Raw genomic sequence first — 25,760 nt, 5'->3', positions numbered from 1 at the left:
CGCGGTGGGGCTCATGGCAGGAGCCGCCACGGCTGCCGTCGAGCTGCTCTTCGCCGTTCTGGCAGGGGTAGCCCTGCTGCCGGTGGCGGCCTGGCCGTCCGGCCGCCGCGCCATACTCCGCCCGGTCCTCGCGTGCGCGCGACGACTGGCGGAGCTGGAGCGGGCCCGGCTGAAGATCTGGCTCGGCATCCGTGTCCCGCCCGCGTACGAGGACATGCGGGCACTGCGGTACGTGGCCTGCCGCTGGACTCTGGGCGTCCTGGGCGGAGTCGTGATGGTATCGGTGGCCGGCGGCCTCGGATACAGCACGCTGTGGATGTACGCCTGGCTGCTTCCGGGAGGCGTCGAGCATCCCGGCGCGATCGCGTTCACCGCCCTCGGCGGTCTCTTCCTGCTGTTCCTCGCCGTGCAGGGGGTATTCGGCGTCGCCGAGCTGGAGCGGCGGCTGGTGCGGTACTTCCTCGGTCCCCGCCACCAGGAGGAGTTGGAGAGACGCATCGCCGAACTGTCCGCGAGCCGTGCCGCCGTGGTCGACGCGGTGCACGACGAGCGGCGCCGCATCGAGCGGGACCTGCACGACGGCGTGCAGCAACGCCTCGTCGCCCTCGGCATGTTGCTCGGCCGCGCCCGGCGCAGCCAGGACGCGGACCGCCGGGACCGGCTGCTGCGCCAGGCCCACGAGGAGAGCCGCCAGGCCCTGGAGGAGTTGCGCGAGGTGGCGTGGCGGATCTATCCGACGACGCTGGACGAGGCGGGACTGCACGCGGCGCTGGAGACGGTCGCCGAGCGGGCGTCCGTGCCGGTGCAGGTGGAGTGCGAGCTCACCGAGGAACCAGGGAAAGCCGTGGCGACCGTCGCCTACTTCGTGGTCAGCGAGGCCGTCACCAACGCGGTCAAGCACGGGGCGCCGAGCCGGATATCGGTCGGCGTCGGGACCGAGGAGGGGATGCTGTACGTGTGCGTCGAGGATGACGGCTGCGGTGGGGCCAACGCCTCCGGCAGCGGGCTGTTCGGGCTCGCCCGGCGCGTCGCCGCTCTCGACGGCGATCTCAAAGTGTTCAGCCCGGCGGGCGGGCCGACCGTGGTGACCGCGGAGCTGCCATGCGAGTGATCCTGGCCGAGGACTCGACCCTGCTGCGCGAGGGCCTGGTCCGTCTGCTCGCCGAGGAAGGGCATGAGGTGCTCGCCGCCGTCGGCAATGCCGAGCTGCTGCTGAAGGCCGTCGCCGAGGACCGGCCGGACGTGGTGGTCGCCGATGTGCGGATGCCGCCGACGCACACCGACGAGGGCCTGCGGGCGGCCCTGGAGATCCGGGAGCGCTGGCCCGAGGTCGGCGTGCTGGTGCTCTCGCAGTACGTCGAGAAGCGGTACGCGACAGAGCTGTTGACCGGTGAGTCGGAAGGGGTGGGATATCTGCTCAAGGACCGGGTGGTCCAAGTGGACGAGTTCCTGGACGCGTTGGAGCGTGTGGCCCGTGGCCGTGCGGCCTTCGACCCGGAGGTGGTGCGCCAGTTGCTCGGCCGTACGACGCACACCGACCTCCTGGCCCGGCTCACCACACGGGAGCGGGACGTGCTGGCCGAGATGGCCCAAGGCCACACCAACGCGGCGATCGCGCAGCGGCTGCACATCTCGCAGAGCGCGGTCGAGAAGCACACCAACGCGATCTTCGACAAGCTCGAACTGACGGGAGGTGAGGGCTACTCACGCAGGGTGCTGGCGGTACTTCGCTACTTGGGGAGCTGACCGATCCCACGGGGAGGTGCCCCGGCCGCACGGGAGGTGCCCCGGGCCGCACGGGAAGGTGCCCTGGTGTCAGCCGCAGCACCCTCCGCCGCAGCAGCCGCCCCCGCCGCCCGCGCGGGGGGCGGGCGCCGGGGCGGAGGAGGCTGTGCCGCCCACCGCGACCGTGGACAGCAGCTTCACCGTGTCGTCGTGTCCCGCGGGGCAGGCGGCGGGAGCGGAGGACTCCGCCATCGGACGGCTGAGTTCGAAGGTGTCGCCGCAGGTGCGGCAGCGGTACTCGTAGCGAGGCATGGGCACAGGTTAACCGGCGCCCGGCGGTCGCGACCGATGTCCGGTGAGCCAGTGTCCGGTGAGCCGGTGAGCCGGTGAGCCGGTGCACCGTGGCCGGTGAACCGGTGGTCTGGCGACCGTGGCGGGCGGAACGTGACCGTGGGCGGAACCCGGTCGGGGCTGCCGAGCACGCGCCCGTCCAGGCACGGCTGCCCGCGCAAGGCCCCGCTCCGGTCAGTGCTGTCCGGCTCCGTGCTCCTCGCGGATCTGTGCCACCACCCGTGCCACCGACTGCCGTACCGCTTCCGTCTCCGTCAGGAAGTGCCAGTAGTCGGGGTGGCGGCCCTCCAGGGTGGCGATCGCGCGGTCCAGGCGGGCCACCGCGTCGTCCAGGGGGCGTGCGTGGCGCGGGTCGGGGGTGTTGCGGCCGGCCATGGCCAGGCGCTGGGCGTCGCGGATGGCGAAGCGGGTGCGGTCGATCTCCTGCTGGGGGTCCTTCTGCACGGCGTTCAGGCGCCGCAGGCGGTCCCCGGCGGCGGACACGGCCTCGTCGGTGGAGTTCAGCAGCGCCCGCGCCGTCGACAGCAGGGCGGTCGCGTCCGCCCAGTGCTGTTCGTCGCGTGCGGTCTGCGCCTCGGCCAGCTTCCGCTCGGCCTGCCGTACGGTCTCGGCCGCCTGCCGCGGCACGTGCTGGAGGTCCTGCCAGCACGCCGCCGTGAACCGGCGGCGCAGTTCGCTCAGCACCGGCTCGACCTGTTCGGCGCGGGTGGTGAGCGCCTGGGCGCGGGTGCGCAGGGAGACCAGGCGGTGGTCGATCTCGGCGGCCCGTTCGGGCAGCCGCTCGGCCTCCACGCGGACTGCCTCGGCTTCCCGGGTGACCCGCTCGGCACGCTCGAGGGTCTGCGGCACGCCGTGCTGCCCTGCGCCCTGGTTCAGCTTGGTCAGCTCCGGGGACAGGGCGGCGAGCCGGGCGGCGAGGTCGTCCGCCTTCAGGCCCGACGTCCGCACGGTGTCCAGGGCGTTGGACGCGGCGAGCAGGGCTTGGCGGGCGCGTTCGACCGCGGGGGCCAGCCGGGCGAGCTGGGTCTCGGCCTTGCCGATCAGCGGCCCGAGGCCGTCGGCGAACCGGTCCAGCTCCTGCTTGACCCGCCCGAGCTCCTCCTTGGCGGCGGTCAGCTCGGCACGGGCGCGGGAGGCGGCCGACGCCTCCAGGTCGTCCCGGTCCAGGTCGTGGGCGTCGACGGCGTTGATGTACTGGTGGCTGACCTCGTCGATGCGCCGGCCGAGCGCGTCGAAGTCGGTGACCGCGCGCCGGGCGGCGGGGGAGTCGTCGACGGCGGTGATCGTCTCGATCGAGATCCGCAGGTCGCGCTGTGCGGTATCGAGCTCGTAGAACGCGGCCGCCGCCGCGTCCTTCGCGGCCTGTGCCTCGGCCCGCTGGCTCTCGGCCCGCCCGCCGAACCAGCGCCGGGTGCCGCCGCCGGTGAACGCGGCGGGCAGCGCCAGCGCGGCGACCAGCGGCAGCCCCATCAGGGTGAGCGCGTCACGGACCGGCCCGGGGGCCGGGCGCGAGCGGGCCCGGACGGAACGACGGAGAACGTGACGCACGCGGTGGACACACGGAACCAACGGCGAATCCGGCTGCGCTGGTGTCGCCGTCACATCCCTCTCCCGCACTGTCGTCCACCCTGCCCGGTGTCATTGTCCCACCGGTTATGGACGAACACACGGGCCGGTCAGTTCACGGTCTTGACGGTGACTTTGCCGTCGTGGGTCTCGGCCGACACGACATGGGAGCTGGAGTCGTCCCGGGGCACGGACACGTCCTGCGCACCGTCGCCCGTACGGGTCGAGACACGGTAGGTCGCCTTGGGCAGCGTGATGGTCACCGATCCGTCGCCGGTGCGGGACTCGACCAGGTCCGGTACGGCGCCGAGTTCCAGGTCGACCGAGCCGTCGCCGGTCCGGGCGCGCACCTGGCGGGAGGTGACGTCCGCGCGTACGGAGCCGTCGCCGGTGCGCAGTTCCAGCGGCCCACTGGAGTCGGTGACGTTGACGGATCCGTCGTCCGTGGTGATGCCCAGTGCCTGTCCGTGCGCAGCACCAGGCGGTCGCCGTCCATCGACCAGCGCAGCTCCGGGCCGTCGCCGACCGTGACCGATCCCTCGAACCACCGGGTGACCTCGACCTTGCCCTCCGCGTTGTCGTCGGCCGCGACGATCTCGAGGGCCGAGTCGTCGGAGCCGACGGTGAAGGTGCGGCCGTCCAGGTCGAAGGCCCGGCGGTCGGGGTCCTCGTCGTCGGACGCGGACGGGCCGCAGGCGACGGCGGTGGCGGCGAGCGTCGCGACGAGACCGGTGACGAGGGTCGCGCGGGCCGAGGCGGTGGTGGTACGGGCCATGATGATCTCCCCCTGGGGCGGACCGCGGTCCGAGTCGGTTCCACTGCCTTGGACCGTAGGGATCCGCCATCGGCCGGACGATCGTGCGGACACCCGGATCCGAGGTGGGGACAACCCCCTGCGCGACGGGTTTGCGGGACCGGGGCCCGGGCAATGTAGGCTGTCGACTCGTCCTGGGCGCGCAGCCCGGGGAGCGGGTGCGTAGCTCAGGGGTAGAGCGCCTGCCTTACAAGCAGGATGTCGGCGGTTCGAAACCGTCCGCGCCCACCGGGATCACCCAAGCAGCGCCCCGGGCCGCCGTCGGCCCGGGGCTTTTCTCTAGGATGAGCCCCGTGAACGGCCCCGAGCAGCGTGATCCGCGACCGCCCGTGCGGTGGTGGCGGGCGTTGTGCGTGCTCGGGCTGCTGGCGGGGGTGCTGGCCATGCACGGGCTGGCGCCCGGTGGCGGCGCCCCGGAGCACTCCCACGCCCGGCCGGCCACGGCGGCCGCCGCCCCCGAGCACTCCCACGCCCGGTCGGCCACAACGGTCGTCGTCACCGCGCACGGCGAGTGCCCCGACGGCCAGTGCGGCGGCGGACACGCCCAGCACGCCGATCCGACCTGCGCGTCGGCGGCGGTGAGCGGCGGGCCGGTGCTGCCCACGCTCGTCCCCGACCCGGTCCCCGCGCCCGTACGCGCCGATGCCGTACGGGCGGCTGCGCCCGCGGCTCCGGACGGTGCCCGCGCCCCGCCCGACCTGGCCGAACTACAGCTCCTGCGGATATAGGCCGCACCCGCGCCGCGCCCGGCGGGTGCGGAGCGTCAGCGTGCCCGACATCCCTTTCACCGCAGGAGTTCACCCATGCACAGCAACATCTTCCGTACCCTCACGCGCCGCACCGCCCTCGTCACGGCGACGGCCGCCGCCGCGCTCGTCCTGGCCGCCTGCGGCGGCGACGGCAGCGGCAGCGGCGGCCACGACGGGCACGGCTCCGTGTCGTCCGCGAGCGCCGGGGCCACGGCGAGCGCCGGGGCCGCGACCGGGGCGCACAACGCGCAGGACGTCGCCTTCGCGCAGGGCATGATCCCGCACCACCGGCAGGCGCTGGAGATGGCGCGGCTGGCCGCCGACCGGGCCGCCTCGGGTGAGGTCAAGGACCTCGCCGCACGGATCGAGAAGGCGCAGGACCCGGAGATCAGGACCATGACCGGCTGGCTCAAGGCCTGGGGAGAGGACGTGCCGGAGGAGACGTCCGGGATGGACCACTCGGCCTCCGGTCACTCCGGCATGGCCGGGATGATGAGCGAGGAGGACATGGCGAAGCTGGAGAAGGCCTCGGGCCAGGCCTTCGACACGATGTTCCTGACCATGATGGTCGAGCATCACGAGGGGGCCGTGGAGATGGCCACGACGCAGAAGGGCAAGGGGCAGTACGGTCCGGCCAAGGCGATGGCCGAGGACATCGTCACGGCGCAGACCGCCGAGATCACCGAGATGAACAAGCTCCTCGGCAAGGACTGACGGCCGTCCGACGGGAGGGGCCGGCCACCGGACCCGCTGCCGGGCGTGGTGGCCGGCCCCTCCCACCCGTTCTCATGCCTCCTCGGTGTCCTCCGCGGCAGCCTCGTGGGCGTGCTTGAGCTGTGAACGGGCGTCCACCCGGTCGGGGCCGGTGAGCTCCGCCCAGTAGCGGTGGGTGCTGACGAACACCGCGAGTTCGTGCTCGCGCTTGCGGAGCTTCTCGACCTCGGCCTGTTCGTCGGCGCTCCAGCCGGGCGAGGCGGAACGTTCCACCTTGCGCCAGCCGTTGTCGTCACTGAAACCGTCCAGCGGCTCTACCGACCAGGGCAGCCGCTTCAGCAGGGCCGACAGCTCGGCCCGGACCTGATGCAGTTCCTCCTGACCGGCGAGGAGGTCACTCGGAAAGTCATAGGTCGTAGCCACGGTCCAATGATACGCCTGTTCGATTTTGGGTGGCGAGTTCCTTCTGTGGTTCATCCGAACGGGTGTGCCCTCTGTCCCGTGCCACTGGGCTGTCCGTTTCGGGCGGGCGGCGCCGGTGCGTCCGTTCCGCCGGCCCAAGGGCGGGGGAGAGCTTCGCGGGCTGGTAGTTCTGCGTGACGACCGGACGACGGTGGCTGTCGCGCTACCGCAGACCGCGGTGCCTGCACCGGGACGTTGCCGGGGCCAGGCGGCCGAACCCGGCGAACCCGGGTGACGCGCGTCCACTGCGCTGGCGGAGGGCGCTCCGGCCGCTCCGGTGTCACGGCGGTCGGTCTCGTGGGAATCAGGGAGATCGTGGGTCGGCGGCGCGTCCTGCGAGGGCCGGAAGTGCCCGTCCCAGGCGGGCGAGCGGGGACAGGGCCATCAGCACGGGGGACAGCATCATGCCTGCGGCCGTCACCAGGAGGCTGGTGCGCAACCCCCACTCCTCCGCGAGGAATCCGCCGAGCAGGGAGCCGAGCGGGGTCAGTCCCATGCCGACAAACGTGATCGTGGCGGCCGCACGGCCTTGCATCCCGTCCGGCGTGACCGCCTGCCGGACGGCCATGATCGTGACATTCACCAACTGGCCGGCGGTCCCGAACACGAAGTTGATCGCCAGGAGCGCGGGGACCATCACCGAAGAGGAGCCGTGCAGCGCGGGCACGCACAGGAACACGCCGTCGCCGAGTGCCGCCGCGGACACGAGCACCGCACCATGACCGAACCGGCTCGGCAGGCGGGCGGCCAGCATTGAGCCCAGGAGCGCGCCCGGCCCCGTCGCCGCGAGCGACAGCCCGACGGCGGTGCCCGACAGGTGCAGTTCCCGCGGCAGGAAGAGCAGGTAGACGGTCATCATGGCCGCGAAGGAGAACTGGAAGGCCGCCGAGGCGAGGCACACGGTCCGCAGCGAGGTATCGCTGACGACGAAACGGAGTCCCTCATGGATCCGCCGCCAGACCCGAGGGGGACGTTCCGAGCGCTTCGGGATCGATTCGGTCCGGCGGATCCGTCGGACCGACAGGAACGACAGCGCGAAGAACAGCGCGCTGGAGGCGGCAGCGATCGGCGCCGACAGCAGGGACACCAACACGCCCCCGAGGGCGGGACCCCCGATCTGCGCCGCGGACCGGCTGCCCTCGAGCGCGCTGTTGCCCCGCACCAACTGTTCGCGTTTCACCAGCCGTACGAGAGAGGCCTGGTATGCCACGTCGAAGAACACGGACAGGGCCCCGACGGCGAAGGCGACCACGAGCAGCGCCGGCAGGCCGAGCCAACCGAGGAGGCCGGCCAGGGCGGCGGCGCCCAGTGCGAGCGTCCGGCCGGCGTCCGTCAGCACCATCACCGTGCGGGTCCGCCATCTGTCCACCCACGCGCCGACGAAGAGCGAGAGCAACAGGATCGGCGCCTGCCCCACCGCGCGCAGGACGCCCAACTGGCCGGCACCGGCGTTGAGCGCCAGAACGGCGAAGAGCGGCAGAACCACCAGACTTGCGTGTTCACCGAGTTGGGAGGCCGTCTGGCCCACCCAGAGTCTGCGGAAGTCGCCGTTCCGCCAAAGGCTTGACGGAACAGGTCGACCGGAATCGGATACAGCGGAGGAAGCGGACGGCACGGGGACCCCTTGATTGCCGACAACGAGGCCCGTCGCCCGGCGCACGACAGGTGCACCGACGATTCAGGCGGGATAAGGCTCGCTGTGCCGCAACATCAAGGGCAGCACGCGATGACAGGCCGATCACGGCCTACGAAGTCAACGCGCGCTCGGACGACCGACCATGTTTCAGCTCCTCGTGAGTCACTCGCTGCACTCGAACACTAGCCCCCGGTGGCCAGGCAGGAAAGACAATTGAAGCCGGGGCCGCTCGCCTAAGGCGCGCGGTTACGGGAGCGGGTCCGCCGTGACGTTCGGCCGCGCGGAGCAACGCACCGCCGATCGCGTCCAGTTCGAGGGGGCAGCCCGCCTCGGTGTCGCGCTGCATCGACGACCTGGTCTGGGGAGGGAAGGCGTCGTACCGGCCCTGGCGTGGGCCGGGTGGCGTCGGCCGTCGCATCGCCGGTCAGGCAGATCACCCGGTGGCCCGCGTGGGACAGCAGGGCGGCGAGCAGGCCGTCCACACCGCCGGGACCGAGGACGGCCACGGTGAGACCGTTCGCCATGGTCGGCATCCGTTCGTCGGTCGGCCCCGGGTCGGTGGCCGCCGGGTGATCAACCCAGGGGCGCGGGGTGTGGCCGTTGGGGAGTCCGGCGGGTGAGACTGGGGGTATGTGCCGGAGTATCAAGACGCTTCGTCCCCCTGTGCTGGCCGAGGAGGCCACGGAGGAGGAGATTCGGGCTGCCGCGTTGCAGTACGTGCGGAAGGTGTCCGGGTTCCGGGCGCCGGCCGCCCACAATCAGGAGGTGTTCGACCGGGCCGTGGACGTGATCGCGCAGGCCACGGCCGAGTTGCTGGGCGGGCTGGAGGTGCGGGGGGCCGCGGCCCGGCGGGCCGGATAGCGCACCGCGGGGCCCGCGCCCTGCTCCCGTCCGCTACGAAGCCTGCGAAGCCTGAGGCTGCCTGCGCATCAGGTACGCCGCTCCCGCCCCGGCACCGAACAGGGCTGCCACCGAGACGGCCGTGGCCAGCCAGGTCGCGCCGAGCCAGTGGGCACCCAGGTAGCCGAGGGTGACGCTGTACGCGGCCCAGGACAGGCCGGCCAGGGCGGACCAGGGGAGGAACTCCCGGACCCGGCGGTGGGCGGCGCCGGCGCCGAGGGAGACGACCGAGCGGCCGGCGGGGGCGAAACGGGCGAGGACGACCAGGGCTCCACCACCGCGGGCCAGGGCCGCGCCGAGACGTTCCTGCGCGGCGGTCAGGCGTCGGGAGCGGGCGATGGCGCGGTCCAGGCGGGCGCCGCCGCGCCAGGCGATGCGGTAGGCCACCAGGTCGCCCAGGACGGAGGCGGTGGCCGCGCAGAGGGTCAGGACGAGGATGTCGGGCACGTCGGTCGCTGTGCCCGCGGCCGCCGCCGTGGCGGCCGTGATCACCAGGACGCCGCTCGGCAGCACCGGCAGGAACACGTCGAGCAGCACCGACAGGGCCACCACCGCGTAGATCCATGGGCTGCCCGTCAGCGACCCCATACTTTCCAGCACCGCGACTCCCCGTACTCCCCCGTGGGCCAGACCGTGCCGCGCGATCTCGCGGGGGGAGCGGCAGGAGTGGCCGATGACAGCCATACAGCGTACGCCTGGGGTGTGACAGCAGGTTCGTAGGGGGCTCATGTGTTCGGCACGGTGTGTTCACCGGGCAGCAGGCCGCGTGGTGTCGGGCCGCTGCCCGGTGGTGTTCGGCCAGCAGGCCCCGTGGTGTTCGGTCGGCAGGCCCGGCCCTGCTCGGTCGCCAGACTGCCTGTGGTGTTCGCCCTGCCGGGCCCCGAAAACGGACGGTGCCCTCCCCGCCGTACGGGAAGGGCACCGCGTGGTGTCGCGTCGTAGGTCAAGCCGCCACCGGCGCCTGCTCACGCGTCGACTTCTCCGCCGACGAGCGCCTGGCGAGCAGCCGGTCGAGGCCGAACGCGCCGGAGCCGGTGAAGATCAGCAGGAACATGGCCCAGCAGAACATGGCCGCGCCCTCGCCGTTGTTCTCGATCGGCCACAGGGCCTCGGGCTGGTGGACCTTGAAGTACGCGTAGGCCATCGCGCCGGAGGAGATGAACGCCGCGATGCGGGTGCCCAGACCCAGCAGGACCAGGCTGCCGCCGACCAGTTCGATGACGGCCGCGTACCAGTTGGGCCACGCGCCGGTCTCGACGCTGGCGCCCTTGCCGTCGACGCCGCCGAAGGCACCGAAGAGCCCCATGGCGCCGTGGCAGGCGAAGAGCAGTCCGACGACGATGCGGAAGAGGCCGAGGGCGTACGGCTGGGCGCTGTTGAGGCGTCCGGTCATGTGGGGGGTCGCTCCTTCGGTAGGCCGGCCCTGGGGTGCGGGCCGGTCTGGGGACAGAACCGAGTGGTAACGACACGTTAGGTGCACCTAATCGATGCTTTCAAGTTCAACATTTGGCCATCGATTGACGTCCGCTTGGCCTTCCCCTGGTGTCACAACCGCACGTACCGCCGCTCTCGCCACCGCGTCCGAGTCCGCCAGCGTGACCGAATCCACACCTGGTCTGGCCCCTGCCGCGGTCACCCAGTGCACACCCTCCGTCGGCACTCCGAAAGCCAACCTCCTTGGATGCGAACAGCCTTGACGGTCAATCAGGTGATACGGGCGCTCTGTCACGTCCAGTCCGCCCGTTTCGTAACCGTCGACGACATGCGGACGGCACTGGCCCGTCTTCAGCAGCCCGGCGAGGAGGTCGTCGGCCGTGCGCCGCAGATCCGGTTCCGGCAGGCGGGCCTCTATGAGGGTGGTCACACGGACCGCGGAGCCCGGCACGTCGGGGGAGTGCGCCACCCATCCCCCGTCCTCGTCCGCCACCCTCAGGCGCGGCCCGAGCACCTCCACCACGCCCGCCTCCACCAGGGCCGCGAGCTCCTCGATGCGGCGCCGGGGCGGGCCGATGGACAGGAAGGCGTTGAGCGGGGTGTACCAGCGGTCCAGGTGGTCCCGGCGGGAGGTGCCGGTCAGTCCGCCGTGGTCGACGATCAGCCGGAGTTCGTTGCGCAGGTCGCGCAGCACGTCGAGGGCCGCCTTGAGCGGGCCGCGCACATTGCCCAGCGCGGCCTGCGCGGCGTCCTCGCGCAGGTACGCCAGCAGCCACGCCCGCCAGGCGCCGGGGTGCGCGAACGAACGCCCGTGGTACGGGCGGGAGACACGGTCCCAGCACCACCGCTCGGCCTCCGGTATGCCGAACTCGTCGAGCAGCCGGGCCTCTTCGCGGGCGCGGTGGGGGACGGCGAGGAACCGCTCGGCGAAGTCGGGGCGGCCGGTCAGGGCCGAGTAGTACACCGTCTCCACCTCCTTCGCCACCAACGGCCATATCTCCGCCAGGAAGTCGGGTGCCTCGCCGGAGTCGGCGCGCTTGCGGAAGCCGGCGATCACCTCCGGTGTGAGGACGAGCGGGAGGTGACGGCCGTACGGCCCCTTGGCGTTGTCGCCACGCGCCTGGTACGGGATGCCGCGCCGCGAACCGGCGTACAGGCGCGGCTCGCGGCCCGAGGGGACGTACCTCAGGCCATGGCGGCCGGGTACGAAGCGGCCGCCGCGGCCGGTCGTCAGCAGGGCGGTGTGGTCGAAGAAGTTGAGGCCGAGGCCGCGCAGCAGGACCGGTTCGCCGGGGGCCACGGGGGACAGGTCGACGTCGGCCGGGTTGGCGGGCGGGACGTACCGCAGGCCGTGGCGTTCGGCGTGGGCGGCCAGGCGCCGCTGCTCCGCGTCCGCGACCACCGGCAGGTGGCCCTGCGCGAGAACGACGGCCGACAGGCCGGTCAGGACGCGCCCGTCGTCGAGGGTGAGCACCTGGCGGCCGTCGGGGGCGTCGTCGAGCCGTACCGCGCGGGCCCTGTGGGTCTCGACGTGTACGGCGGGCGGCGCCTCCCGTACGACCTTCGCGAACACCCACTCCAGATAACGGCCGTAGTGCGCCCGGGTCGGATACTCGTCGGGGCCCAGCGTGCCGCCCGCCCACTCGTACAGGCTCGGGCCCGGGCGGATCGGGCCCGAGCAGTCCACGCTGTCGTCGGTGAACAGGGTCACCTGGCAGGCCACGGTGTTCATCAGCAGCTCGGACGACTGCGCGGTGCGCCAGACACGGCCGGGGCCGGGCGGGGCCGGGTCGACGACGTGGACGGTCAGCCGTGCACCGGGCGGGAGGAGTTCATCCGCGGACGCGCAGAGGCGCTCCAGCACGCTGGTGCCGCGCGGTCCCGCGCCGACCAGGGCGACGGAGACCGATACGGCCGGTCCGGCTACCGGTGCGGATTCCTCGGTCGGTGCAGACAAGGGCGGGACTCCCGGGCGTTTGGACGTAGGGGCGCGTAGGCGGCGAACCGCCGTGCTGGAAGCGGACGGTCCGCCTCATCATGCCGTCGCCGGGACCGGGAACCGAGCCCTGGAGGGCACGATCGCCGCCCGCTGTGGGATGCGTCACGAGCATCAAGGTCACGGATGCAGCAAGCAGCGACAACCGGGCAGAACGGGGGGATTCCGGGGCGAGCCCGGCCTCTGTGCGGTCGGTCCTCAGCAGCAGCCCGTCACGGCGCCAGTTCGGTGTCGGTGACCGTCCTGAGACGGGGCTTCGCCCCCTTCGTCGCCCGTGCCTGCTCCAGGCGCAGTCGTGCCGAACGTCCGCGCATCGTCAGGGTCATCAGCTGGTTGCCGAACCAGGGCCCGCCCGTCCTGCGCCAGTCGATGGGCGGGCGCGGGACCCGGCCGTGCCCGGCGATGGAGCGCCCGAGGACCCGGGCGGCGGCGCTCCAGCCGAAGCGGAAGCCGAGGCGGATGGACAGGGGGACGGAGTTGTGGACGGGGGAGCAGGTCAGCTGCACCACCCGGGCGTCGGGGCCGTGCCCCGGCCAGCTCGGCTCGGCGATGTAGGCGTGGTGCACATCGCCCGAGAGCACGCACACCGTCGCCGGCGCATCCGGCCCCGAACCCACCTCGGCGATCAGTTCCGTCAGCGCGTCGAAGGAGGCCGGGAACGCCGCCCAGTGCTCCAGATCCGCCCGGCGCCGCAGGTCCTCCCCGAACCGCGTCCAGCGCGCGCCCTTCTCGCCCCGGCACAGCGCCGCGTTCCACGCCTCGGCGTCGTGCACCAGCTGCGGCAGCAGCCAGGGCAGTGACGTGCCGATGAGGAGGTGGTCGTACGCACCCCGGTCCTCGAGGGCCTGCTCGCGCAGCCACCGCGCCTCGCCGGGGTGGAGCATGGCGCGGGCGTCCTCGTCGAGCACCCGGGCCGCGCGGGTGTCCACCATCACCAGCCGTACGCGGCCGAAGTCGCGCCGGTAGCTCCAGCGCACGGAGGCCGGGTCGGCGTCGGCCCGGGCGGCGAAGGCGCGCAGCACGTCCGTGGCGTCGGGGGTCTCCCGTACGGCCGCGTACAGCGGATCGGCGGCCAGTTCGCCCGGCGACAGGTTTCCCAGGTGCTGGTGCACCCAGTACGACATCAGGCCGCTGAGCAGCCGCTCCCGCCACCACGGCGTGGCGCGCATGTCCGCCAGCCACGCGGCGGAGGTGTTCCAGTCGTCGATGACGTCGTGGTCGTCGAAGATCATGCAGCTGGGCACGGTGGACAGCAGCCAGCGCACCTCCGGGTCGAGCCAGGACTCGTAGTAGAGCCGCGTGTACTCCTCGTAGTCCGCGACCTCGGCGCCCGGGGGCTCGCGCAGGTCGCGGCGGGCTGCCAGCCAGCGGCGCGTGGCGTCGGAGGTCTCGTCGGCGTAGACCTGGTCGCCGAGCAGCAGCAGGACGTCGGGGCGTTCCCCGTCCGGGTCGGCCGCGATGCGTGCGGCCAGCGTGTCCAGGGCGTCGGGGCCGACGGGGTCGTCCTCGGCCGAGGGCGGCGCGGCCCAGCGGCAGGAGCCGAAGGCGACGCGGACGTCACCGGCGCCCAGCGTGCGGATCACCGAGGGCGGAAAGGGCGCGTCGGGCAAGGGCCACACGCGCGTGCCGTCGAGGAACACCTCGTACGGCGTCGCCGTACCGGGCGTGAGACCGGTCACCGGGACCAGGGCGTAGTGGTGGCCCGCCACCTGGAAGGTGCGGGCCGTGCCGTGCGCGCCGTCCGCGCAGCGCACCTCGGCGGTGCACGGACGGCTCGCCTCGACCCAGACGGTCGCGGACGAGCCGTCGGTGTACCTCAGCAGCGGCCCGAGGCGCAGTGCGGCCATGGTGGTCCCTCCTCCGTCGCCCCGTACGGTACGGAACGACGGAGGTCAGCGGGGAGGTTCCGGCGCTGAAATCCGCGGAGGCCGGCGGAAGGTCAGCAGTTGGCGAGGTGGCTCTGCAGCGCGGACTTCTCGGCCGAGTCGACCGAAAGGTCGTAGTAGTACTTCACCTGGACCCAGGCGCGGACGTAGGTGCAGCGGTAGGTCGTGCGGGAGGGCATCCAGGTGGCCGGGTCCTGGTCGCCCTTGGCCTGGTTGACGTCGTCCGTGACGGCGAGGAGCTGCGGGCGGGTCAGGTCGTTGGCGAAGGCCTGGCGGCGGGAGGTGGTCCAGCTGTCGGCGCCGGAGTCCCAGGCCTCGGCGAGCGGGACCAGGTGGTCGATGTCGACGTCGGAGGCGGCGGTCCAGGTGGCGCCGTCGTACGGGGAGTACCAGCTGCCGCTGGTGGAGGCGCAGGAGGAGTCGGTGACGACGTTCGAGCCGTCGCGCTTGAGGACCGTCTCACGGGTGTTGCAGCTGCCGCTGATGGTGATCCAGTGCGGGAACAGGTCGCGGTTGTAGCCGGTGCGGTCCTCGGTGGCCACGGTGAGGGTGGCGAGGTAGCTGCGGGCGGTGGTGGCGCTGACCGGGGTGGGGAGGGCGGCGGAGGCGGTCGGGCCGTTGAACAGGCCGACGGAGGCTATGAACCCGGTGAGCGCCGCGAGTATGCTGAGCCGTCGACGCGCGTAGAACCTGGGCATACGAACTCCCTTGTGAGGTGCGGGCGTTGGAGAGCGAGCGAGGGAATGCTCGCCACGCCGTGTTGCGGTGGGGTGTGTGTTCGGTAAGAAGTTAGTGACGCGTACATGACACGACAATGTCCGTGCGTGAACTTTCACACCCCGGTTCCGGCCGGGGCCTCACGTACCATGGACGGCGCAGAAGGGGAGTAGCTCTTCGCCGGACCGTCGACATACTGCTCAGCCCGCCTGAGCCGGCGCCCGGAGGCGGACCCCGCGTGGATCCGTCAGCGAGACCTTCGGCAAGCAGTGCATTCCACCCGTGCCGCACGGCACGGGTGCCGTGTGTGCTGCCGTGCCGAGGTGTCTTGCCGCAGGATCTCGAAGGCCTTCGAAGAACCCGAAGGAACTCGAAGGAATTCGAAGGCTCAGCACTCTCGGTGGGGCAGCCCCGACCGATTGAGGAACCTTGATCAGCTTCACCGTGACGGCCGTCGTCTTCGGCGTCGTCTTCCTCGCCGAACTGCCGGACAAGACCGCGCTCGCCGGGCTCGTCCTCGGCACCCGCTACCGCGCCTCCTACGTCTTCGCCGGTGTCGCCGCCGCCTTCGCGCTGCACGTCGCGCTCGCCGTCGCGGCCGGCAGTGTGCTCACGCTGCTGCCGCAGCAGATCGTGCACGCGCTGACGGGCGTGCTCTTCCTGGGCGGCGCCGCGATGCTGCTGATGAAGAAGGACGAGGACGACGAGGAGATCCGCAAGCCGGAGAACCAGTCCTTCTGGAAGGTCGCCGGGTCCGGGTTCATGCTCATCCTCGTCGCCGAGTTCGGTGATCTGACCCAGATCATGACGGCGAACCTCGCGGCCCGCTACGACGACCCGCTCTCCGTCGGTTTGGGCGCGGTGCTCGCGCTGTGGGCGGTGGCCGGGCTCGGCATCGTCGGCGGGAAGGCGCTGATGAAGCGGGTGCCGCTGGGGCTGATCACGCGCATCGCGGCACTGGTGATGATCGCGCTGGGCGTGTGGAGCCTGTGGGAGGCCGTGACCGGCTGAGCTGAACCGCAAGCTGAACGGCTCAGTCGACCGGCGGAGCTGACCGGCTCGGTTGAACGGTGAGTGAACGCTTGCCGAAGGTGGTGGCGTAATGCCGGGCTGTTTTGTACCGTGGAGGAACAAAGTGGCTCCCGCCCGTTTTCCCTGACCGGCGGGCGGGGCCGCCTTGTTCCCTCCGGGGCTCACTTCTGTGCCCCTCTTCCGCGCCTGGAGCTTGGAGCTGCCGATGACGGCCACCACCCTGCTCACCGCCCGCGCCCTCCTGCTGGACATGGACGGCACCCTCGTCAACTCCGACGCCTCGGTCGAACGTGTCTGGCGGCGCTGGGCCGAGCGGCACGGGCTCGACGGCGACGAGGTCATGAAGGTCGTGCACGGGCGGCAGGGCTACGCGTCCATGGCGCTGCTGCTGCCCGGCCGGCCCATGGAGCAGAACTACGCGGACAACGCGCGCATGCTCGAGGAGGAGACCGCGGACACGGAGGGTGTCGTCGCGATACCCGGGGCTCGTGAGTTCCTCGCCTCGCTGCGGGGGTTGCCGCACGCGCTGGTGACCTCGGCGAATGTGGCGCTGTCCAGGGCGCGGATGGCCGCGGCGGGGTTGGAGATGCCCGAGGTGCGGGTGACCGCGGAGTCGGTCGGCGCGAGCAAGCCGGACCCTGAGGGGTTCTTGAAGGGGGCCGCCGAGTTGGGGGTCGCGCCTTCGGAGTGTGTGGTGTTCGAGGACTCCGGGGCGGGGATCGCCGCGGGGCGCGCCGCTGGGATGCGGGTGGTGGGGGTTGGGCCCCGGGCCGGGTTTCATGCGCCTGATGTGGTGGTGGGGGATTTGACGCGGGTGCGGGTCGAAGGGCTGGGGGATGCGGGGATTCGGCTGCACGTGGGGTGAATTCGGCTGCACGGGGGTGAGGTGTGCGGCCTGCTGGTGCTGAGCGCGGAGGTTGCGCGACCCTGCGCTGCGGGGGGCCGCTGCGCCCATCTTCCCCCAAGCTCTCGACTCCGCGCGAGCAGGGGGGACCCCCATCGCCCCGACGGCACGACTGCCCGCAGCCAGGCAGCTACGGCTCCTTCGTCTCCGACTCCAGTTTCGCGCGGGTCTCTTCGCCGTACACGCCCAGTTCGTCGGAGCGAATGCCCCGCGACCACTGGTAGTTGCGGAGAGCGCCCTCGACCTGGGTGGTGAAGTGGCCGTCGGCCTCGCCGTTGTAGAGGTACAGCTGGCGCAGGCGCAGTTGGAGTTCGGTGACCTCCGGGCCCCGGTCGCCGCGGCGCAGGACGGGGTTGCCTCTCTCGCGGGCGGCGTCGTCGGACTCCGGCGAGGAGCCGGAGGCCGTCGGGGTCGGTGACGTGGGCTCGGTCGGCTTCGTCGGGCTCGGCGAGGCGCTGGAGGCCGCCGGGGACGGCGACGGGCTCGCGCTGGCGGACGGGGACGGCGAGGGTGCGGCGGACGAGGGCCGTACGGAAGGCGTCGTCCGGGCCGGTTCCTCGGACGGCGGGCTCGTCGAGGTGTCCGGGACGCTCGCCCGGATGTCCTCGGGCAGCGCGGTGTCCCGGGACGGCTTCTCGTAGGAGAACAGTCCGCTCGCGTACCCGGCCGCCGCCACCACCGCGACGAGCGCCCCCGTCACGGCGAGCACGGCCGCGCGGCGCCGACGGCGCGGCCGCTCCTCGCCGGTCTCGTACGGGCCCGGCCCGGCGGGGTCTGGTTCCGTCCCCTCCAACAGGCTCAGGTCCGTGGCGTTCGGCTCGGTCGTGGGAGGGACCAAAGGGGCCGGGAGGACGGAGGTCGCGTCCGGGGCGGGCTGTGCCGCACTCGCCCGTTCCCGTGCCGCACTCGCCAGTCCCTGTGGCGCCCCGTCCAGTCCCTGTGACGCCGCGTCCAGCCCCTGTGACGCACCGTCCAGTCCCTGTGCCGCACCCTCGCGTCCCTGCGGCCCGCCCGCACTGTCCGCCGTACCGCCACCCGCGCTGTCGGCCGTCACGTCACCCGCGCTGTCCGCCGTACCGCCACCCGCGCTGTCCGCCGCACCGCTGTCGGGACGGTCCGCCGTACCCCCGCCCAGTTCGACGTACGGCCGGATCCGCAGCGGGTCGAAGTCCTCCGCCGCGGCCGCCTCGGCCGTGCGGGTCTCGCGCAGGGCTTCGGACGCGCGTTGGGTGCAGGTGCAGGAAGGGGTGTTGTCCGGCTCTCTGGGTGCTCCGCACTCCGGGCACGGGTGGCCGTTGGGCTGTTCCATGCGTTCGTCCCTCCCCTCGCGAACTCCAGAGATTATGCAGACCTTCTTCACAGCGCTGCCCGGAAGCCCCCGGAATACCGACTTCCAACAGGACTCGACAGGCCATAACCGGTCACACCCCTCACCATGGGAAGGTGTCGCGAGAGCCTCGGGAGGTCCGCATGGCCGGGGAAGTGCACGGGATGACGGACAAGGTGGGCGACGCGCCGGAGCCGCGCCCGGAAGGGCGCGACGAGCACGTGCCCGGGAACGTTCTCGTCTCGATCGGTGCCCTGCTCCTCGGCATGCTGCTCGCGGCCCTCGACCAGACCATCGTGTCGACCGCGCTGCCCACCATCGTCAGCGAACTCGGCGGCATGGACCACCTGTCCTGGGTCGTCACCGCGTATCTGCTGGCCTCGACCGCCGCGACCCCGCTGTGGGGCAAACTCGGCGACCAGTACGGGCGCAAGAAGCTGTTCCAGACCGCGATCGTCATCTTCCTGGTCGGCTCGGCGCTGTGCGGCATGGCGCAGAACATGCCGCAGCTGATCGCCTTCCGGGCCGTGCAGGGGCTGGGCGGCGGCGGGCTGATCGTGCTGTCGATGGCGATCGTCGGTGACGTCGTGTCGCCGCGGGACCGGGGACGCTACCAGGGCTTGTTCGGTGCGGTGTTCGGGGCGGCCAGCGTGCTCGGGCCGCTGCTGGGCGGGCTGTTCACCGAGCATCTGAGCTGGCGGTGGGTGTTCTACATCAACCTGCCCGTCGGGGTCGTCGCGCTCGCGGTCATCGCGGCGGTCCTGCACATCCCGCGCAGGCGCATGCCGCACGTCATCGACTATCTCGGCACCTTCCTCATCGCCTCCGTCGCCACCTGCCTGGTGCTGGTCGCCTCGCTCGGCGGGACGACATGGGGATGGGGCTCGCCGCAGATCGTCGGGCTGGCGGTGCTGGGTGTCGTACTGGCGGTCGTCTTCGTGGCCGTGGAGCGGCGGGCGGCGGAGCCCGTGCTGCCGCTGAAGCTGTTCCGGATCCGCACCTTCACCCTCTCCGCGGTCATCAGCTTCGTCGTCGGCTTCGCGATGTTCGGCGCGATGACCTACCTGCCGACCTTCCTCCAGGTCGTCCACGGCGTGAGCCCGACCATGTCGGGCGTGCACATGCTGCCGATGGTGTTCGGCCTGCTGCTGTCCTCGACCACCTCCGGGCAGATCGTCAGCCGCACCGGCCGCTGGAAGGTCTTCCCGGTCGCCGGCACCGCCGTCACCGCCCTCGGCCTGCTCCTGCTCCACCAGCTCGACGAGAACAGCTCCACCGCCGTGATGAGCGTCTTCTTCTTCGTCTTCGGCCTGGGGCTCGGCCTGGTCATGCAGGTGCTCGTCCTCATCGTGCAGAACGCCGTCGCCTACGAGGACCTGGGCGTCGCCACCTCCGGCGCGACGTTCTTCCGGTCGATCGGCGCGGCCTTCGGTGTCGCCATCTTCGGCACGATCTTCGCCAGCCGGCTCGGCACCATGCTCGCCGACGCCTTCCGGGGCGCCCAGCTGCCGCCCGGCGTCTCCGCGGAGGCGCTGGAGGCCGATCCGCGCGGCATCGCCGCCCTGCCGCCCGCCCTGCGCCCGGCCGCCCTGCACGCTTACGCCTCGTCCATCACCGACGTCTTCCTGTACGCCGCACCCGTCGCCCTCCTCGCCTTCATCCTGGCCTGGTTCCTGAAGGAGGACCGGCTGCGCGGCTCCGTCACGGCGCCCGACGGCACGGAGACGTTCGCCAGCAACCCGGTCGAGCGGTCGTCGTACGACGAGGTGTGCCGCGCGCTGTCGGTGCTGGGCACCCGCGAGGGCCGGCGCGAGATCTACCGGAAGATCACCGCACGCGCGGGATACGACCTGCTGCCCGCCGCGAGCTGGATGCTGCTGCGGATCAAGAAGTACGGCTCGGTGGAACCGGCCGTGCTCGCCGAGCGCGGCCCCGTCCCGCTCACCACCGTCATGGAGGCCGCCCGCCAGGTCGAGGAGCGGCGCCTCGCGGTGCGCCAGGGCCTCGACCTGGTCCTGACCGACCGGGGACGCGAGGTCGCCGAACGGCTCGCGCAGGCCCGCCAGGAGTCCCTGGCGGAGCTGCTCGGCGACTGGTGGGGCCCGGACCGGCCGACCGACCTGGTGCAGCTGGTGAAGGACCTGAACGGCGAGCTGTGCGGCTCGGAGCGGGAACGCCCGCACGAGATCCGCCCGGTGACGCTCGTCAGCTGAGGCGCTTGCCGAACCAGTGCTCGGCGTGGACGTCGTCGTTGTACGGCTCGGTCTCCTGGTAGCCGAGGCGGGCGTACAGGGCGCGGGCCTCGACGAGGTCGCCGCGCGTGTCCAGGACCATCCGCGTGGCGCCGAGCGCGCGGGCCGCGTCCTCGGCGGCGTGCACGAGCAGCGGGGCGCCGCCCTTGCCGCGCATCCGCTCGTACAGGAAAACCCGGGTGAGCTCGGCGGTGGCGCCGTCCAGCAGCCGTACGCCCGCACTGCCGGCCGGCTCGTCCCCGTACCGCGCCACCAGCAGCCGCCCCCGCGGTGGCGCGAGGTCGGCTCCCGAACACGCGGCGATCTCCCGCTCCAGCTCGTCCGGGTCGGTGCGGCGCCCCTCGTGCAGCAGGTACCAGCGGTCGCTGACCTCCGTGTAGTACGCGCGCCACAGCGCGGCGGCGACGGGGGAGTCGTACGGTTCCGGGGCGACGGTCCAGATCATGAACCGCATTCTGCGGGCGCGCCCCAGGCGTCACGCAACCGAACAGGCGCGAAACCGGCGGCATTCGGACGCCGTTTGAGGCCTGCCCGCGGGGCTACCCGGTCGGCGAGCCGGCTCGCCAGGAGCCGGCTGGGTCGAGAACCCGGAAGGCATTCATGTCCACAGGCGTGATCATCGCTCTGATCGTGATCGTGGCGGCCGTCGTCATCGTCGCGGCCGTCCTGACCCTGCGCTCCCGCGGACCACGAGGCGGTATGAGCCTCAAGCGGCGCTTCGGGCCCGAGTACGACCGGGCCGTCGCCCGGCACGACGGGGACACCAAGGCGGCCGAGCGCGAACTCGCCGAGCGCGTGGAGCGCCACGGCGACCTGCGTGAACGGCCCCTGGAACCCGCCGAGCGCGAGCAGTTCGAGGCGCGCTGGACGGCCGCACAGGAGCGGTTCGTCGACTCGCCGCACGAGGCGCTCGCCGAGGCGGACCGGCTGCTCTCCGAACTGGCCGGCGCCCGGGGCTTCCCGGACGCCGGGCACTACGAGGAACAGCTCGCCGCCCTGTCCGTGCACCACGCTCACCACGTGGACGGCTACCGGCGCGTGCACCGCGTGACGCACGCACGCGTGAACGGCGCCCAGGACGGTGGCGCGGGCACGGAGGAGATGCGTGAGGCCATGGTCGAGGCCCGCGCCCTGTTCGAGGAACTGGTACGGCCGTCCCGCCACGACGGCGGCCGTCACGACGGCGGACGCCACCGCGCCGGCGCGAACGACGACCAGAAGGCCCCGGCCGCCCGAGGCCACCTGCCCGTGTTCCACCGGCGTCAGGCGAAGGAGAGTTGAGGCACATGTCCGACGTGACCCGGCCGCCCGGCGACGAGACACCCGCCGATCGCGGCCAGAAGGCCCCCGACGCCCGTGGCGAGACCGCCCTGGGCACGGGCCACGGCACTCCGCCCACCGGCTCCCCGGCCGGTGACACCTCCGGGACGGCCGGGGGGAACGTACGCGGCGCGGGGGAGACCAGCGCGGCGGGCGCCGGCACGGGGATCGCCCCGGCGGGGGACGCCTTCGGCACCCCCGGCACCCCGGGCACCACGGGCGCCCCCGGTGGCCAGGAGGCCCCCGGCGCCACCCGGCTCCTCCCCCACGAGGAGTGCGACAAGCTCGAGTCGCGGTTGCGGCACGCCGTCGCCGAGTTCGTGGACAGGCCCCGTGACGCCGTCGAGGAGGCCGACCACGCGCTGGAGGAGATCGCCGCCCGCTTCACGGACGCCGTGACACAGCGCCGCCGTACCCTGCGCAGGTCCTGGCAGTCCGCCGACGCGGGCGGGGGCAAGCCCACGACGAGCACCGACACCGAGCAACTCCGCCTGGCCCTGCGGGACTACCGCGAGCTGGCGGAACGGCTGCTGCGCGTGTGAGTCATGCGAGCTGTGTCAGCCCTGTGACCCCTGCGCGTCCGATCCACCTGCCGCCCGGCGCTCCCGCCACTGCCGTACGACCTCGTCGACGTCGTACGGCTTCATACCCAGCGGGGGCCCGGGCGGCGGCTTGAACATCATGTCGCGGATCCTGACGTTGATGTCGGTCAGGATCTTCCTGACGACCCGCTCGGAGGGGGCCGCGTACGCCGCGGCGAGCGCGTCCTCCGCCTCCTTGCGCAGCGCCAGCGCCGGCGGCAGGACGGAGACGCCCTCCCGGGCCAACTTGCGCTTCACCCACCACAGTTCGTCGTACGACGACTCCAGGTCTCTGGGCAGCGGCTTGCCCGCACCGGGCAGCCGGTCGAAGTCACCGCGTGCCTTCGCGTCACGGATCTGCTTCTCGACCCAGGACTCGAACGGAACACCGGGTGGCTTTCGCTCGGTCATGAGGCCATTGTGCCGGACGCCGTGCACCCGGGCGATTTATCATGCGGCGGCGGACCAACCCGGCCACCGCGCAAGGCCGTTCCGGCCACCAGGACGTCTCAGGAGGAGCGCACGTGCTCGAACTCACCATGGCCGCCGTCTCCGCGGCGGACGCGGGTGCCACGGCCGGCATGCTCATGGCCGACGCGCCCAGCGAGCCGGGCGCCGTGCTGCGGGTGGGCCGTGACAAGTCCGTGTGCCGGCTCGCGACCCCCGACGACTGGCTGTTCGTCTCCCGGGTCCACCTGGAGTTCCTGTGCGGGCCCGACGGCAGCTGGCAGCTGACCTGGCTGCGCGGCTCGCAGCCCGACCCGTCCTCCGAGGTCCGGCTGACGAGCGGCGAGTACGCCCAGCCCGTCGCCTACGGCGGCACCGTGACGCTGCCCCGGGGCGGCAGCGGCGAGGTCGTCATCCAGGACCGCACCGGTCCGCGCAGCGTCAACGTGGGCTTCTTCCACGAGGCCTGACGACGGCCGGCCTACGCCAGCACCCGCGCCAGCGCGAAACCGTCGTAGCCCTTGCCACCGACCGTCTGGATCGCCGTGCCGCTCAGCCTCGGGTGGCCGGCGATCAGTTCGATCGCGGCGCGGGTGCCCTGGATGTCGGGCTCGGTGCTGTCCGCGTCGAGGACCCGGCCGCCCCGTACGACGTTGTCCAGGACGATCAGGCTGCCCGTGCGGGTGAGCTTCAGTGCCCAGTCCACGTAGTGCGGGTTGTTGACCTTGTCGGCGTCGATGAAGACCAGGTCGAACGGGGGCGGGTTCTCGTCGGCCAGCTTGGGCAGCGACTCCAGGGCCGGGCCCACCCGCACCTCGACGAGCTTGTCCAGGCCGGCCCGGGCGATGTTGCGGGTGGCGACCTCGGCGTGCTTGGGGTTGTACTCCAGGGAGATGAGCCGCCCGTCGGCCGGCAGGGCGCGGCCCAGCCAGATGGTGCTGTAGCCGCCCAGCGTGCCGATCTCCAGGATGTGACGGGCGCCCTGCACCTGGGCGAGGATCTGGAGCAGTTTGCCCTGGGTGGCCGTGACGCTGATGGCGGGCAGCCCGGCGGCCTCGCTGTCGCGCAGCGCGGCCTCCAGAGCGTCGTCCTCCGGCGCGAGGTGGGCGGTGAAGTAGTCGTCGACGTCGTCCCAGAGCTGCGACTCGCTCATGCACCTAAGCCTTCCGTATGGCTAGTTAGAATTGCTAACTAGTTTCTCGAATATAGCCGTGAGTCGCCCTTCCGTGAGTGGGTTCATCCACCGGTGTGTCGCCGTGTGCTTCCGATGCTGGAGCGGGGTGGGTGCGTGCCTCCGGCGGTGGGTGCGGGATGCCCGACGCATCAACGCTCAGCCGGCTCCACCGCCGGCGCCGACCCCGGCAGCGGTCGTCCCGCCGACTCCGTCATGCGCCACACCGCGACGCCGCCGATCACGGCCGCGGCCATCATGTAGTACGCGGGCATCATCATGTCGCCGGTCGCCCCGATCAGCGCCGTGACCACCAGCGGCGTCGTCCCGCCGAACAGGGACACGGACACGTTGAAGCCGATCGACAGCGAGCCGTACCGCACCCGCGTCGGGAACAGGGCCGGCAGCGCCGACGGCATCGCCGCCGTGAAGCACACCAGCAGCAGGCCCAGCGCGCCCATGCCCAGGCCCACCGCGGCCAGGCTGCCCTCGCGGATCAGCAGCAGGGCCGGGATCGACAGGAGCAGGAACCCCGCGCAGCCCGCCGCGATGACCGGGCGGCGGCCGACCCGGTCGGTCAGCGCGCCCACGAACGGCTGGGCGATCATCATCAGGGCCATCACGGCGAGGACGACCAGCAGGCCGTGCGTCTCGTCGTAGTGCAGCTCACTGGTCAGGTAGCTCGGCATGTACGACAGCAGCATGTAGTCGGTGACGTTGAAGACCAGCACCAGGCCCACGCAGAGCAGCAGCGCCTTCCACTGCCCGGCGATCATCTCGCGCAGCGGCACCTTCGGCCGGGCCGCCTCCGCCTTCTCGACCTCCGCCGCGAACGCCGGGGTCTCCTCCAGTCGCAGCCGCACGTAGAGGCCGATGATGCCCATCGGGCCCGCGATCAGGAAGGGGATGCGCCAGCCCCAGGACGTCAGGTCGTCGGCCGACAGCAGCGCTGTCATCAGCGTGACCAGGCCCGCCCCGCCGATGTAGCCGGCCAGCGTGCCGAACTCCAGCCAGCTGCCGAGGAAGCCGCGCCGCTTGTCGGGGGCGTACTCGGCGATGAAGGTGGAGGCGCCCGCGTACTCACCGCCGGTGGAGAAGCCCTGCACCAGGCGGGCGGCCAGGAGCAGCAGCGGCGCGCCGACGCCGATCGTCGCGTACGACGGGATCAGGCCGATCGCGAACGTGCCCGCGGCCATCATGATCATGGTCAGCGCCAGGACCTTCTGGCGGCCCACGCGGTCACCGAGCGGGCCGAAGACCATGCCGCCGAGCGGGCGGACCAGGAAGGCCGCGGCGAAGGCGCCGAACGTGGACAGCAGCTGGGCGGTGGGGTTGCCGGAGGGGAAGAAGACCTTGCCCAGCGTGACCGCGATGTAGCTGTAGACACCGAAGTCGAACCATTCCATCGCGTTGCCCAGCGCGGCCGCCTTCACCGCCCGCCGGACGAGTGCGGGGTCGGTGACGGTCGCCTCGGAGGTCTGCGCCTGGCCGGCCGCCAAGGAATTCAAGGACTTCACGGTCTTCGGGGTCTTCGGGGACTTCGGGGGCTTCAGGGTCTTCTTGTCGGACGGGGGAGCGGCGACCGGGACAGTCGACAAGACTTCGCTCGCCTACCTTTCGACGGGAACAGGGACGCGGTCCGCGCGGCGGCGCTGTCGGCGGGCCGAAAAGCGACGATAGGCGCCGATGTGCCCCTTACGGGCCGTACGCCTTTTGTTGCACCCTGCATCTAAATGGGGGATACGCAGGCACGTAGGTCCGGCCCCGCGCGGACCC

Annotated in this window: 25 protein-coding genes, 1 tRNA gene and 2 pseudogenes; 12 read left to right on the top strand and 16 right to left on the bottom strand. The window is 72.2% G+C overall.

Annotated elements, in window-relative coordinates:
• Window positions 1–13: 13 nt before the first annotated feature.
• Both ACYVMZ_RS02620 and ACYVMZ_RS02615 read left to right on the top strand, forming a co-directional pair.
• On the top strand, window positions 14–1,111 hold the full coding sequence (locus ACYVMZ_RS02620; protein WP_461074956.1) for a sensor histidine kinase: 1,098 nt from the start codon (window positions 14–16) through the stop codon (window positions 1,109–1,111).
• Complete coding sequence (locus ACYVMZ_RS02615) at window positions 1,102–1,746, top strand: response regulator transcription factor (RefSeq protein ID WP_461074954.1); 645 nt, start codon at window positions 1,102–1,104, stop codon at window positions 1,744–1,746. The genes ACYVMZ_RS02620 and ACYVMZ_RS02615 overlap by 10 nt, the downstream gene beginning before the upstream one ends.
• A gap of 69 nt (window positions 1,747–1,815) precedes the next feature.
• On the opposite strand, the gene ACYVMZ_RS02610 is transcribed toward ACYVMZ_RS02615, so the two are convergent.
• The 3 genes and pseudogenes from ACYVMZ_RS02610 to ACYVMZ_RS02600 form a co-directional block, all read right to left on the bottom strand.
• On the bottom strand, window positions 1,816–2,037 hold the full coding sequence (locus ACYVMZ_RS02610; RefSeq protein WP_381015589.1) for an FmdB family zinc ribbon protein: 222 nt from the start codon (window positions 2,035–2,037) through the stop codon (window positions 1,816–1,818).
• Between the two features lie 213 nt (window positions 2,038–2,250).
• On the bottom strand, window positions 2,251–3,678 hold the full coding sequence (locus tag ACYVMZ_RS02605) for a hypothetical protein (RefSeq protein WP_461074952.1): 1,428 nt from the start codon (window positions 3,676–3,678) through the stop codon (window positions 2,251–2,253).
• 74 nt (window positions 3,679–3,752) lie between these two features.
• Window positions 3,753–4,417, bottom strand: a pseudogene (locus tag ACYVMZ_RS02600) (DUF4097 family beta strand repeat-containing protein).
• Between the two features lie 195 nt (window positions 4,418–4,612).
• On the opposite strand from ACYVMZ_RS02600, the gene ACYVMZ_RS02595 reads away from it, so the two are divergent.
• The 3 genes from ACYVMZ_RS02595 to ACYVMZ_RS02585 all read left to right on the top strand — a co-directional run bounded on the left by ACYVMZ_RS02595 (window position 4,613) and on the right by ACYVMZ_RS02585 (window position 5,919).
• Window positions 4,613–4,684 (top strand) — tRNA-Val (locus ACYVMZ_RS02595).
• A 56-nt stretch (window positions 4,685–4,740) separates the two neighbouring features.
• The gene (locus tag ACYVMZ_RS02590; RefSeq protein ID WP_461074950.1) at window positions 4,741–5,184 is read left to right on the top strand and encodes a DUF6153 family protein; all 444 of its coding nucleotides are present in this window, start codon (window positions 4,741–4,743) and stop codon (window positions 5,182–5,184) included.
• Window positions 5,185–5,259: 75 nt separating this feature from the next.
• The gene (locus ACYVMZ_RS02585) at window positions 5,260–5,919 is read left to right on the top strand and encodes a DUF305 domain-containing protein (protein WP_461074948.1); all 660 of its coding nucleotides are present in this window, start codon (window positions 5,260–5,262) and stop codon (window positions 5,917–5,919) included.
• A gap of 72 nt (window positions 5,920–5,991) precedes the next feature.
• Here the strand turns inward: ACYVMZ_RS02585 and ACYVMZ_RS02580 are convergent, their stop codons facing one another.
• The 3 genes and pseudogenes from ACYVMZ_RS02580 to ACYVMZ_RS02570 all read right to left on the bottom strand — a co-directional run.
• Window positions 5,992–6,342: a hypothetical protein gene (locus ACYVMZ_RS02580; RefSeq protein WP_461074946.1), complete on the bottom strand. Its 351-nt coding sequence runs from the start codon at window positions 6,340–6,342 to the stop codon at window positions 5,992–5,994.
• 343 nt (window positions 6,343–6,685) lie between these two features.
• Window positions 6,686–7,996 carry an MFS transporter gene (locus ACYVMZ_RS02575; protein WP_461074944.1) on the bottom strand — a complete coding sequence of 437 codons (1,311 nt, stop codon included), beginning with the start codon at window positions 7,994–7,996 and terminating at the stop codon, window positions 6,686–6,688.
• Between the two features lie 130 nt (window positions 7,997–8,126).
• Window positions 8,127–8,402, bottom strand: a pseudogene (locus ACYVMZ_RS02570) (ketopantoate reductase family protein); the annotation flags it as partial.
• Window positions 8,403–8,647: 245 nt separating this feature from the next.
• Here ACYVMZ_RS02570 and ACYVMZ_RS02565 point away from each other — a divergent pair.
• Window positions 8,648–8,878, top strand: a complete 231-nt coding sequence (locus ACYVMZ_RS02565; RefSeq protein ID WP_461074942.1) for a DUF2277 domain-containing protein — start codon at window positions 8,648–8,650, stop codon at window positions 8,876–8,878.
• Window positions 8,879–8,911: 33 nt separating this feature from the next.
• Here the strand turns inward: ACYVMZ_RS02565 and ACYVMZ_RS02560 are convergent, their stop codons facing one another.
• The 5 genes from ACYVMZ_RS02560 to ACYVMZ_RS02540 all read right to left on the bottom strand — a co-directional run bounded on the left by ACYVMZ_RS02560 (window position 8,912) and on the right by ACYVMZ_RS02540 (window position 14,931).
• Window positions 8,912–9,505: a DedA family protein gene (locus tag ACYVMZ_RS02560; RefSeq protein ID WP_461076303.1), complete on the bottom strand. Its 594-nt coding sequence runs from the start codon at window positions 9,503–9,505 to the stop codon at window positions 8,912–8,914.
• 355 nt (window positions 9,506–9,860) lie between these two features.
• Window positions 9,861–10,310, bottom strand: coding sequence for a DoxX family protein (locus ACYVMZ_RS02555; RefSeq protein ID WP_461074940.1), 450 nt, complete (start codon window positions 10,308–10,310; stop codon window positions 9,861–9,863).
• Window positions 10,311–10,397: 87 nt separating this feature from the next.
• Window positions 10,398–12,308: an FAD/NAD(P)-binding protein gene (locus tag ACYVMZ_RS02550; protein WP_461074938.1), complete on the bottom strand. Its 1,911-nt coding sequence runs from the start codon at window positions 12,306–12,308 to the stop codon at window positions 10,398–10,400.
• 251 nt (window positions 12,309–12,559) lie between these two features.
• Window positions 12,560–14,194: an alkaline phosphatase D family protein gene (locus tag ACYVMZ_RS02545; protein WP_461074936.1), complete on the bottom strand. Its 1,635-nt coding sequence runs from the start codon at window positions 14,192–14,194 to the stop codon at window positions 12,560–12,562.
• 92 nt (window positions 14,195–14,286) lie between these two features.
• Window positions 14,287–14,931, bottom strand: coding sequence for an HNH endonuclease family protein (locus tag ACYVMZ_RS02540; RefSeq protein ID WP_461074934.1), 645 nt, complete (start codon window positions 14,929–14,931; stop codon window positions 14,287–14,289).
• A 448-nt stretch (window positions 14,932–15,379) separates the two neighbouring features.
• On the opposite strand from ACYVMZ_RS02540, the gene ACYVMZ_RS02535 reads away from it, so the two are divergent.
• Both ACYVMZ_RS02535 and ACYVMZ_RS02530 read left to right on the top strand, forming a co-directional pair.
• Window positions 15,380–15,961, top strand: coding sequence for a TMEM165/GDT1 family protein (locus ACYVMZ_RS02535; protein WP_461074932.1), 582 nt, complete (start codon window positions 15,380–15,382; stop codon window positions 15,959–15,961).
• A 226-nt stretch (window positions 15,962–16,187) separates the two neighbouring features.
• Window positions 16,188–16,847 carry an HAD-IA family hydrolase gene (locus ACYVMZ_RS02530; protein ID WP_461074930.1) on the top strand — a complete coding sequence of 220 codons (660 nt, stop codon included), beginning with the start codon at window positions 16,188–16,190 and terminating at the stop codon, window positions 16,845–16,847.
• A gap of 169 nt (window positions 16,848–17,016) precedes the next feature.
• On the opposite strand, the gene ACYVMZ_RS02525 is transcribed toward ACYVMZ_RS02530, so the two are convergent.
• Window positions 17,017–18,195 carry a peptidoglycan-binding domain-containing protein gene (locus ACYVMZ_RS02525; protein ID WP_461074928.1) on the bottom strand — a complete coding sequence of 393 codons (1,179 nt, stop codon included), beginning with the start codon at window positions 18,193–18,195 and terminating at the stop codon, window positions 17,017–17,019.
• Window positions 18,196–18,356: 161 nt separating this feature from the next.
• On the opposite strand from ACYVMZ_RS02525, the gene ACYVMZ_RS02520 reads away from it, so the two are divergent.
• Window positions 18,357–20,426: a DHA2 family efflux MFS transporter permease subunit gene (locus ACYVMZ_RS02520; protein WP_461074926.1), complete on the top strand. Its 2,070-nt coding sequence runs from the start codon at window positions 18,357–18,359 to the stop codon at window positions 20,424–20,426.
• Here the strand turns inward: ACYVMZ_RS02520 and ACYVMZ_RS02515 are convergent.
• Entirely contained in the window at window positions 20,419–20,910 is a 492-nt protein-coding gene (locus tag ACYVMZ_RS02515) for a GNAT family N-acetyltransferase (protein ID WP_461074924.1), read from the bottom strand. The genes ACYVMZ_RS02520 and ACYVMZ_RS02515 overlap by 8 nt on opposite strands.
• A gap of 155 nt (window positions 20,911–21,065) precedes the next feature.
• Between ACYVMZ_RS02515 and ACYVMZ_RS02510 the strand changes: the two genes are divergently transcribed.
• Complete coding sequence (locus tag ACYVMZ_RS02510) at window positions 21,066–21,746, top strand: hypothetical protein (protein WP_461074922.1); 681 nt, start codon at window positions 21,066–21,068, stop codon at window positions 21,744–21,746.
• A 5-nt stretch (window positions 21,747–21,751) separates the two neighbouring features.
• Entirely contained in the window at window positions 21,752–22,327 is a 576-nt protein-coding gene (locus ACYVMZ_RS02505; protein ID WP_461074920.1) for a hypothetical protein, read from the top strand.
• Window positions 22,328–22,342: 15 nt separating this feature from the next.
• On the opposite strand, the gene ACYVMZ_RS02500 is transcribed toward ACYVMZ_RS02505, so the two are convergent.
• Window positions 22,343–22,777 carry a DnaJ family domain-containing protein gene (locus ACYVMZ_RS02500; RefSeq protein WP_461074918.1) on the bottom strand — a complete coding sequence of 145 codons (435 nt, stop codon included), beginning with the start codon at window positions 22,775–22,777 and terminating at the stop codon, window positions 22,343–22,345.
• Window positions 22,778–22,890: 113 nt separating this feature from the next.
• On the opposite strand from ACYVMZ_RS02500, the gene ACYVMZ_RS02495 reads away from it, so the two are divergent.
• Window positions 22,891–23,283: an FHA domain-containing protein gene (locus tag ACYVMZ_RS02495; protein ID WP_461074916.1), complete on the top strand. Its 393-nt coding sequence runs from the start codon at window positions 22,891–22,893 to the stop codon at window positions 23,281–23,283.
• Between the two features lie 11 nt (window positions 23,284–23,294).
• Here ACYVMZ_RS02495 and ACYVMZ_RS02490 read toward each other — a convergent pair whose 3' ends face one another.
• Both ACYVMZ_RS02490 and proP read right to left on the bottom strand, forming a co-directional pair.
• Complete coding sequence (locus tag ACYVMZ_RS02490) at window positions 23,295–23,966, bottom strand: O-methyltransferase (RefSeq protein WP_461074914.1); 672 nt, start codon at window positions 23,964–23,966, stop codon at window positions 23,295–23,297.
• 170 nt (window positions 23,967–24,136) lie between these two features.
• Window positions 24,137–25,501, bottom strand: coding sequence for a glycine betaine/L-proline transporter ProP (gene proP, locus ACYVMZ_RS02485; protein ID WP_461076301.1), 1,365 nt, complete (start codon window positions 25,499–25,501; stop codon window positions 24,137–24,139).
• Between the last annotated feature and the right edge of the window lie 259 nt (window positions 25,502–25,760).

Source organism: Streptomyces deserti (assembly GCF_054782695.1).
Note: the sequence above shows the minus strand (reverse complement) of the source record. Positions and strands in the feature narration are given on the sequence as shown.

Coding starts and splice junctions, on each gene's coding strand:
- ACYVMZ_RS02560 (WP_461076303.1), bottom strand. CDS start 9,505: ATGGGGTCGCTGACGGGCAGCCCATGGATCTACGCGGTGGTGGCCCTG.
- ACYVMZ_RS02500 (WP_461074918.1), bottom strand. CDS start 22,777: ATGACCGAGCGAAAGCCACCCGGTGTTCCGTTCGAGTCCTGGGTCGAG.
- ACYVMZ_RS02510 (WP_461074922.1), top strand. CDS start 21,066: ATGTCCACAGGCGTGATCATCGCTCTGATCGTGATCGTGGCGGCCGTC.
- ACYVMZ_RS02515 (WP_461074924.1), bottom strand. CDS start 20,910: ATGATCTGGACCGTCGCCCCGGAACCGTACGACTCCCCCGTCGCCGCC.
- ACYVMZ_RS02610 (WP_381015589.1), bottom strand. CDS start 2,037: ATGCCTCGCTACGAGTACCGCTGCCGCACCTGCGGCGACACCTTCGAA.
- ACYVMZ_RS02590 (WP_461074950.1), top strand. CDS start 4,741: ATGAGCCCCGTGAACGGCCCCGAGCAGCGTGATCCGCGACCGCCCGTG.
- ACYVMZ_RS02545 (WP_461074936.1), bottom strand. CDS start 14,194: ATGGCCGCACTGCGCCTCGGGCCGCTGCTGAGGTACACCGACGGCTCG.
- ACYVMZ_RS02520 (WP_461074926.1), top strand. CDS start 18,357: ATGGCCGGGGAAGTGCACGGGATGACGGACAAGGTGGGCGACGCGCCG.
- ACYVMZ_RS02555 (WP_461074940.1), bottom strand. CDS start 10,310: ATGACCGGACGCCTCAACAGCGCCCAGCCGTACGCCCTCGGCCTCTTC.
- ACYVMZ_RS02615 (WP_461074954.1), top strand. CDS start 1,102: ATGCGAGTGATCCTGGCCGAGGACTCGACCCTGCTGCGCGAGGGCCTG.
- ACYVMZ_RS02565 (WP_461074942.1), top strand. CDS start 8,648: ATGTGCCGGAGTATCAAGACGCTTCGTCCCCCTGTGCTGGCCGAGGAG.
- ACYVMZ_RS02530 (WP_461074930.1), top strand. CDS start 16,188: ATGACGGCCACCACCCTGCTCACCGCCCGCGCCCTCCTGCTGGACATG.
- ACYVMZ_RS02540 (WP_461074934.1), bottom strand. CDS start 14,931: ATGCCCAGGTTCTACGCGCGTCGACGGCTCAGCATACTCGCGGCGCTC.
- ACYVMZ_RS02490 (WP_461074914.1), bottom strand. CDS start 23,966: ATGAGCGAGTCGCAGCTCTGGGACGACGTCGACGACTACTTCACCGCC.
- ACYVMZ_RS02620 (WP_461074956.1), top strand. CDS start 14: ATGGCAGGAGCCGCCACGGCTGCCGTCGAGCTGCTCTTCGCCGTTCTG.
- ACYVMZ_RS02505 (WP_461074920.1), top strand. CDS start 21,752: ATGTCCGACGTGACCCGGCCGCCCGGCGACGAGACACCCGCCGATCGC.
- ACYVMZ_RS02525 (WP_461074928.1), bottom strand. CDS start 18,195: ATGGAACAGCCCAACGGCCACCCGTGCCCGGAGTGCGGAGCACCCAGA.
- ACYVMZ_RS02585 (WP_461074948.1), top strand. CDS start 5,260: ATGCACAGCAACATCTTCCGTACCCTCACGCGCCGCACCGCCCTCGTC.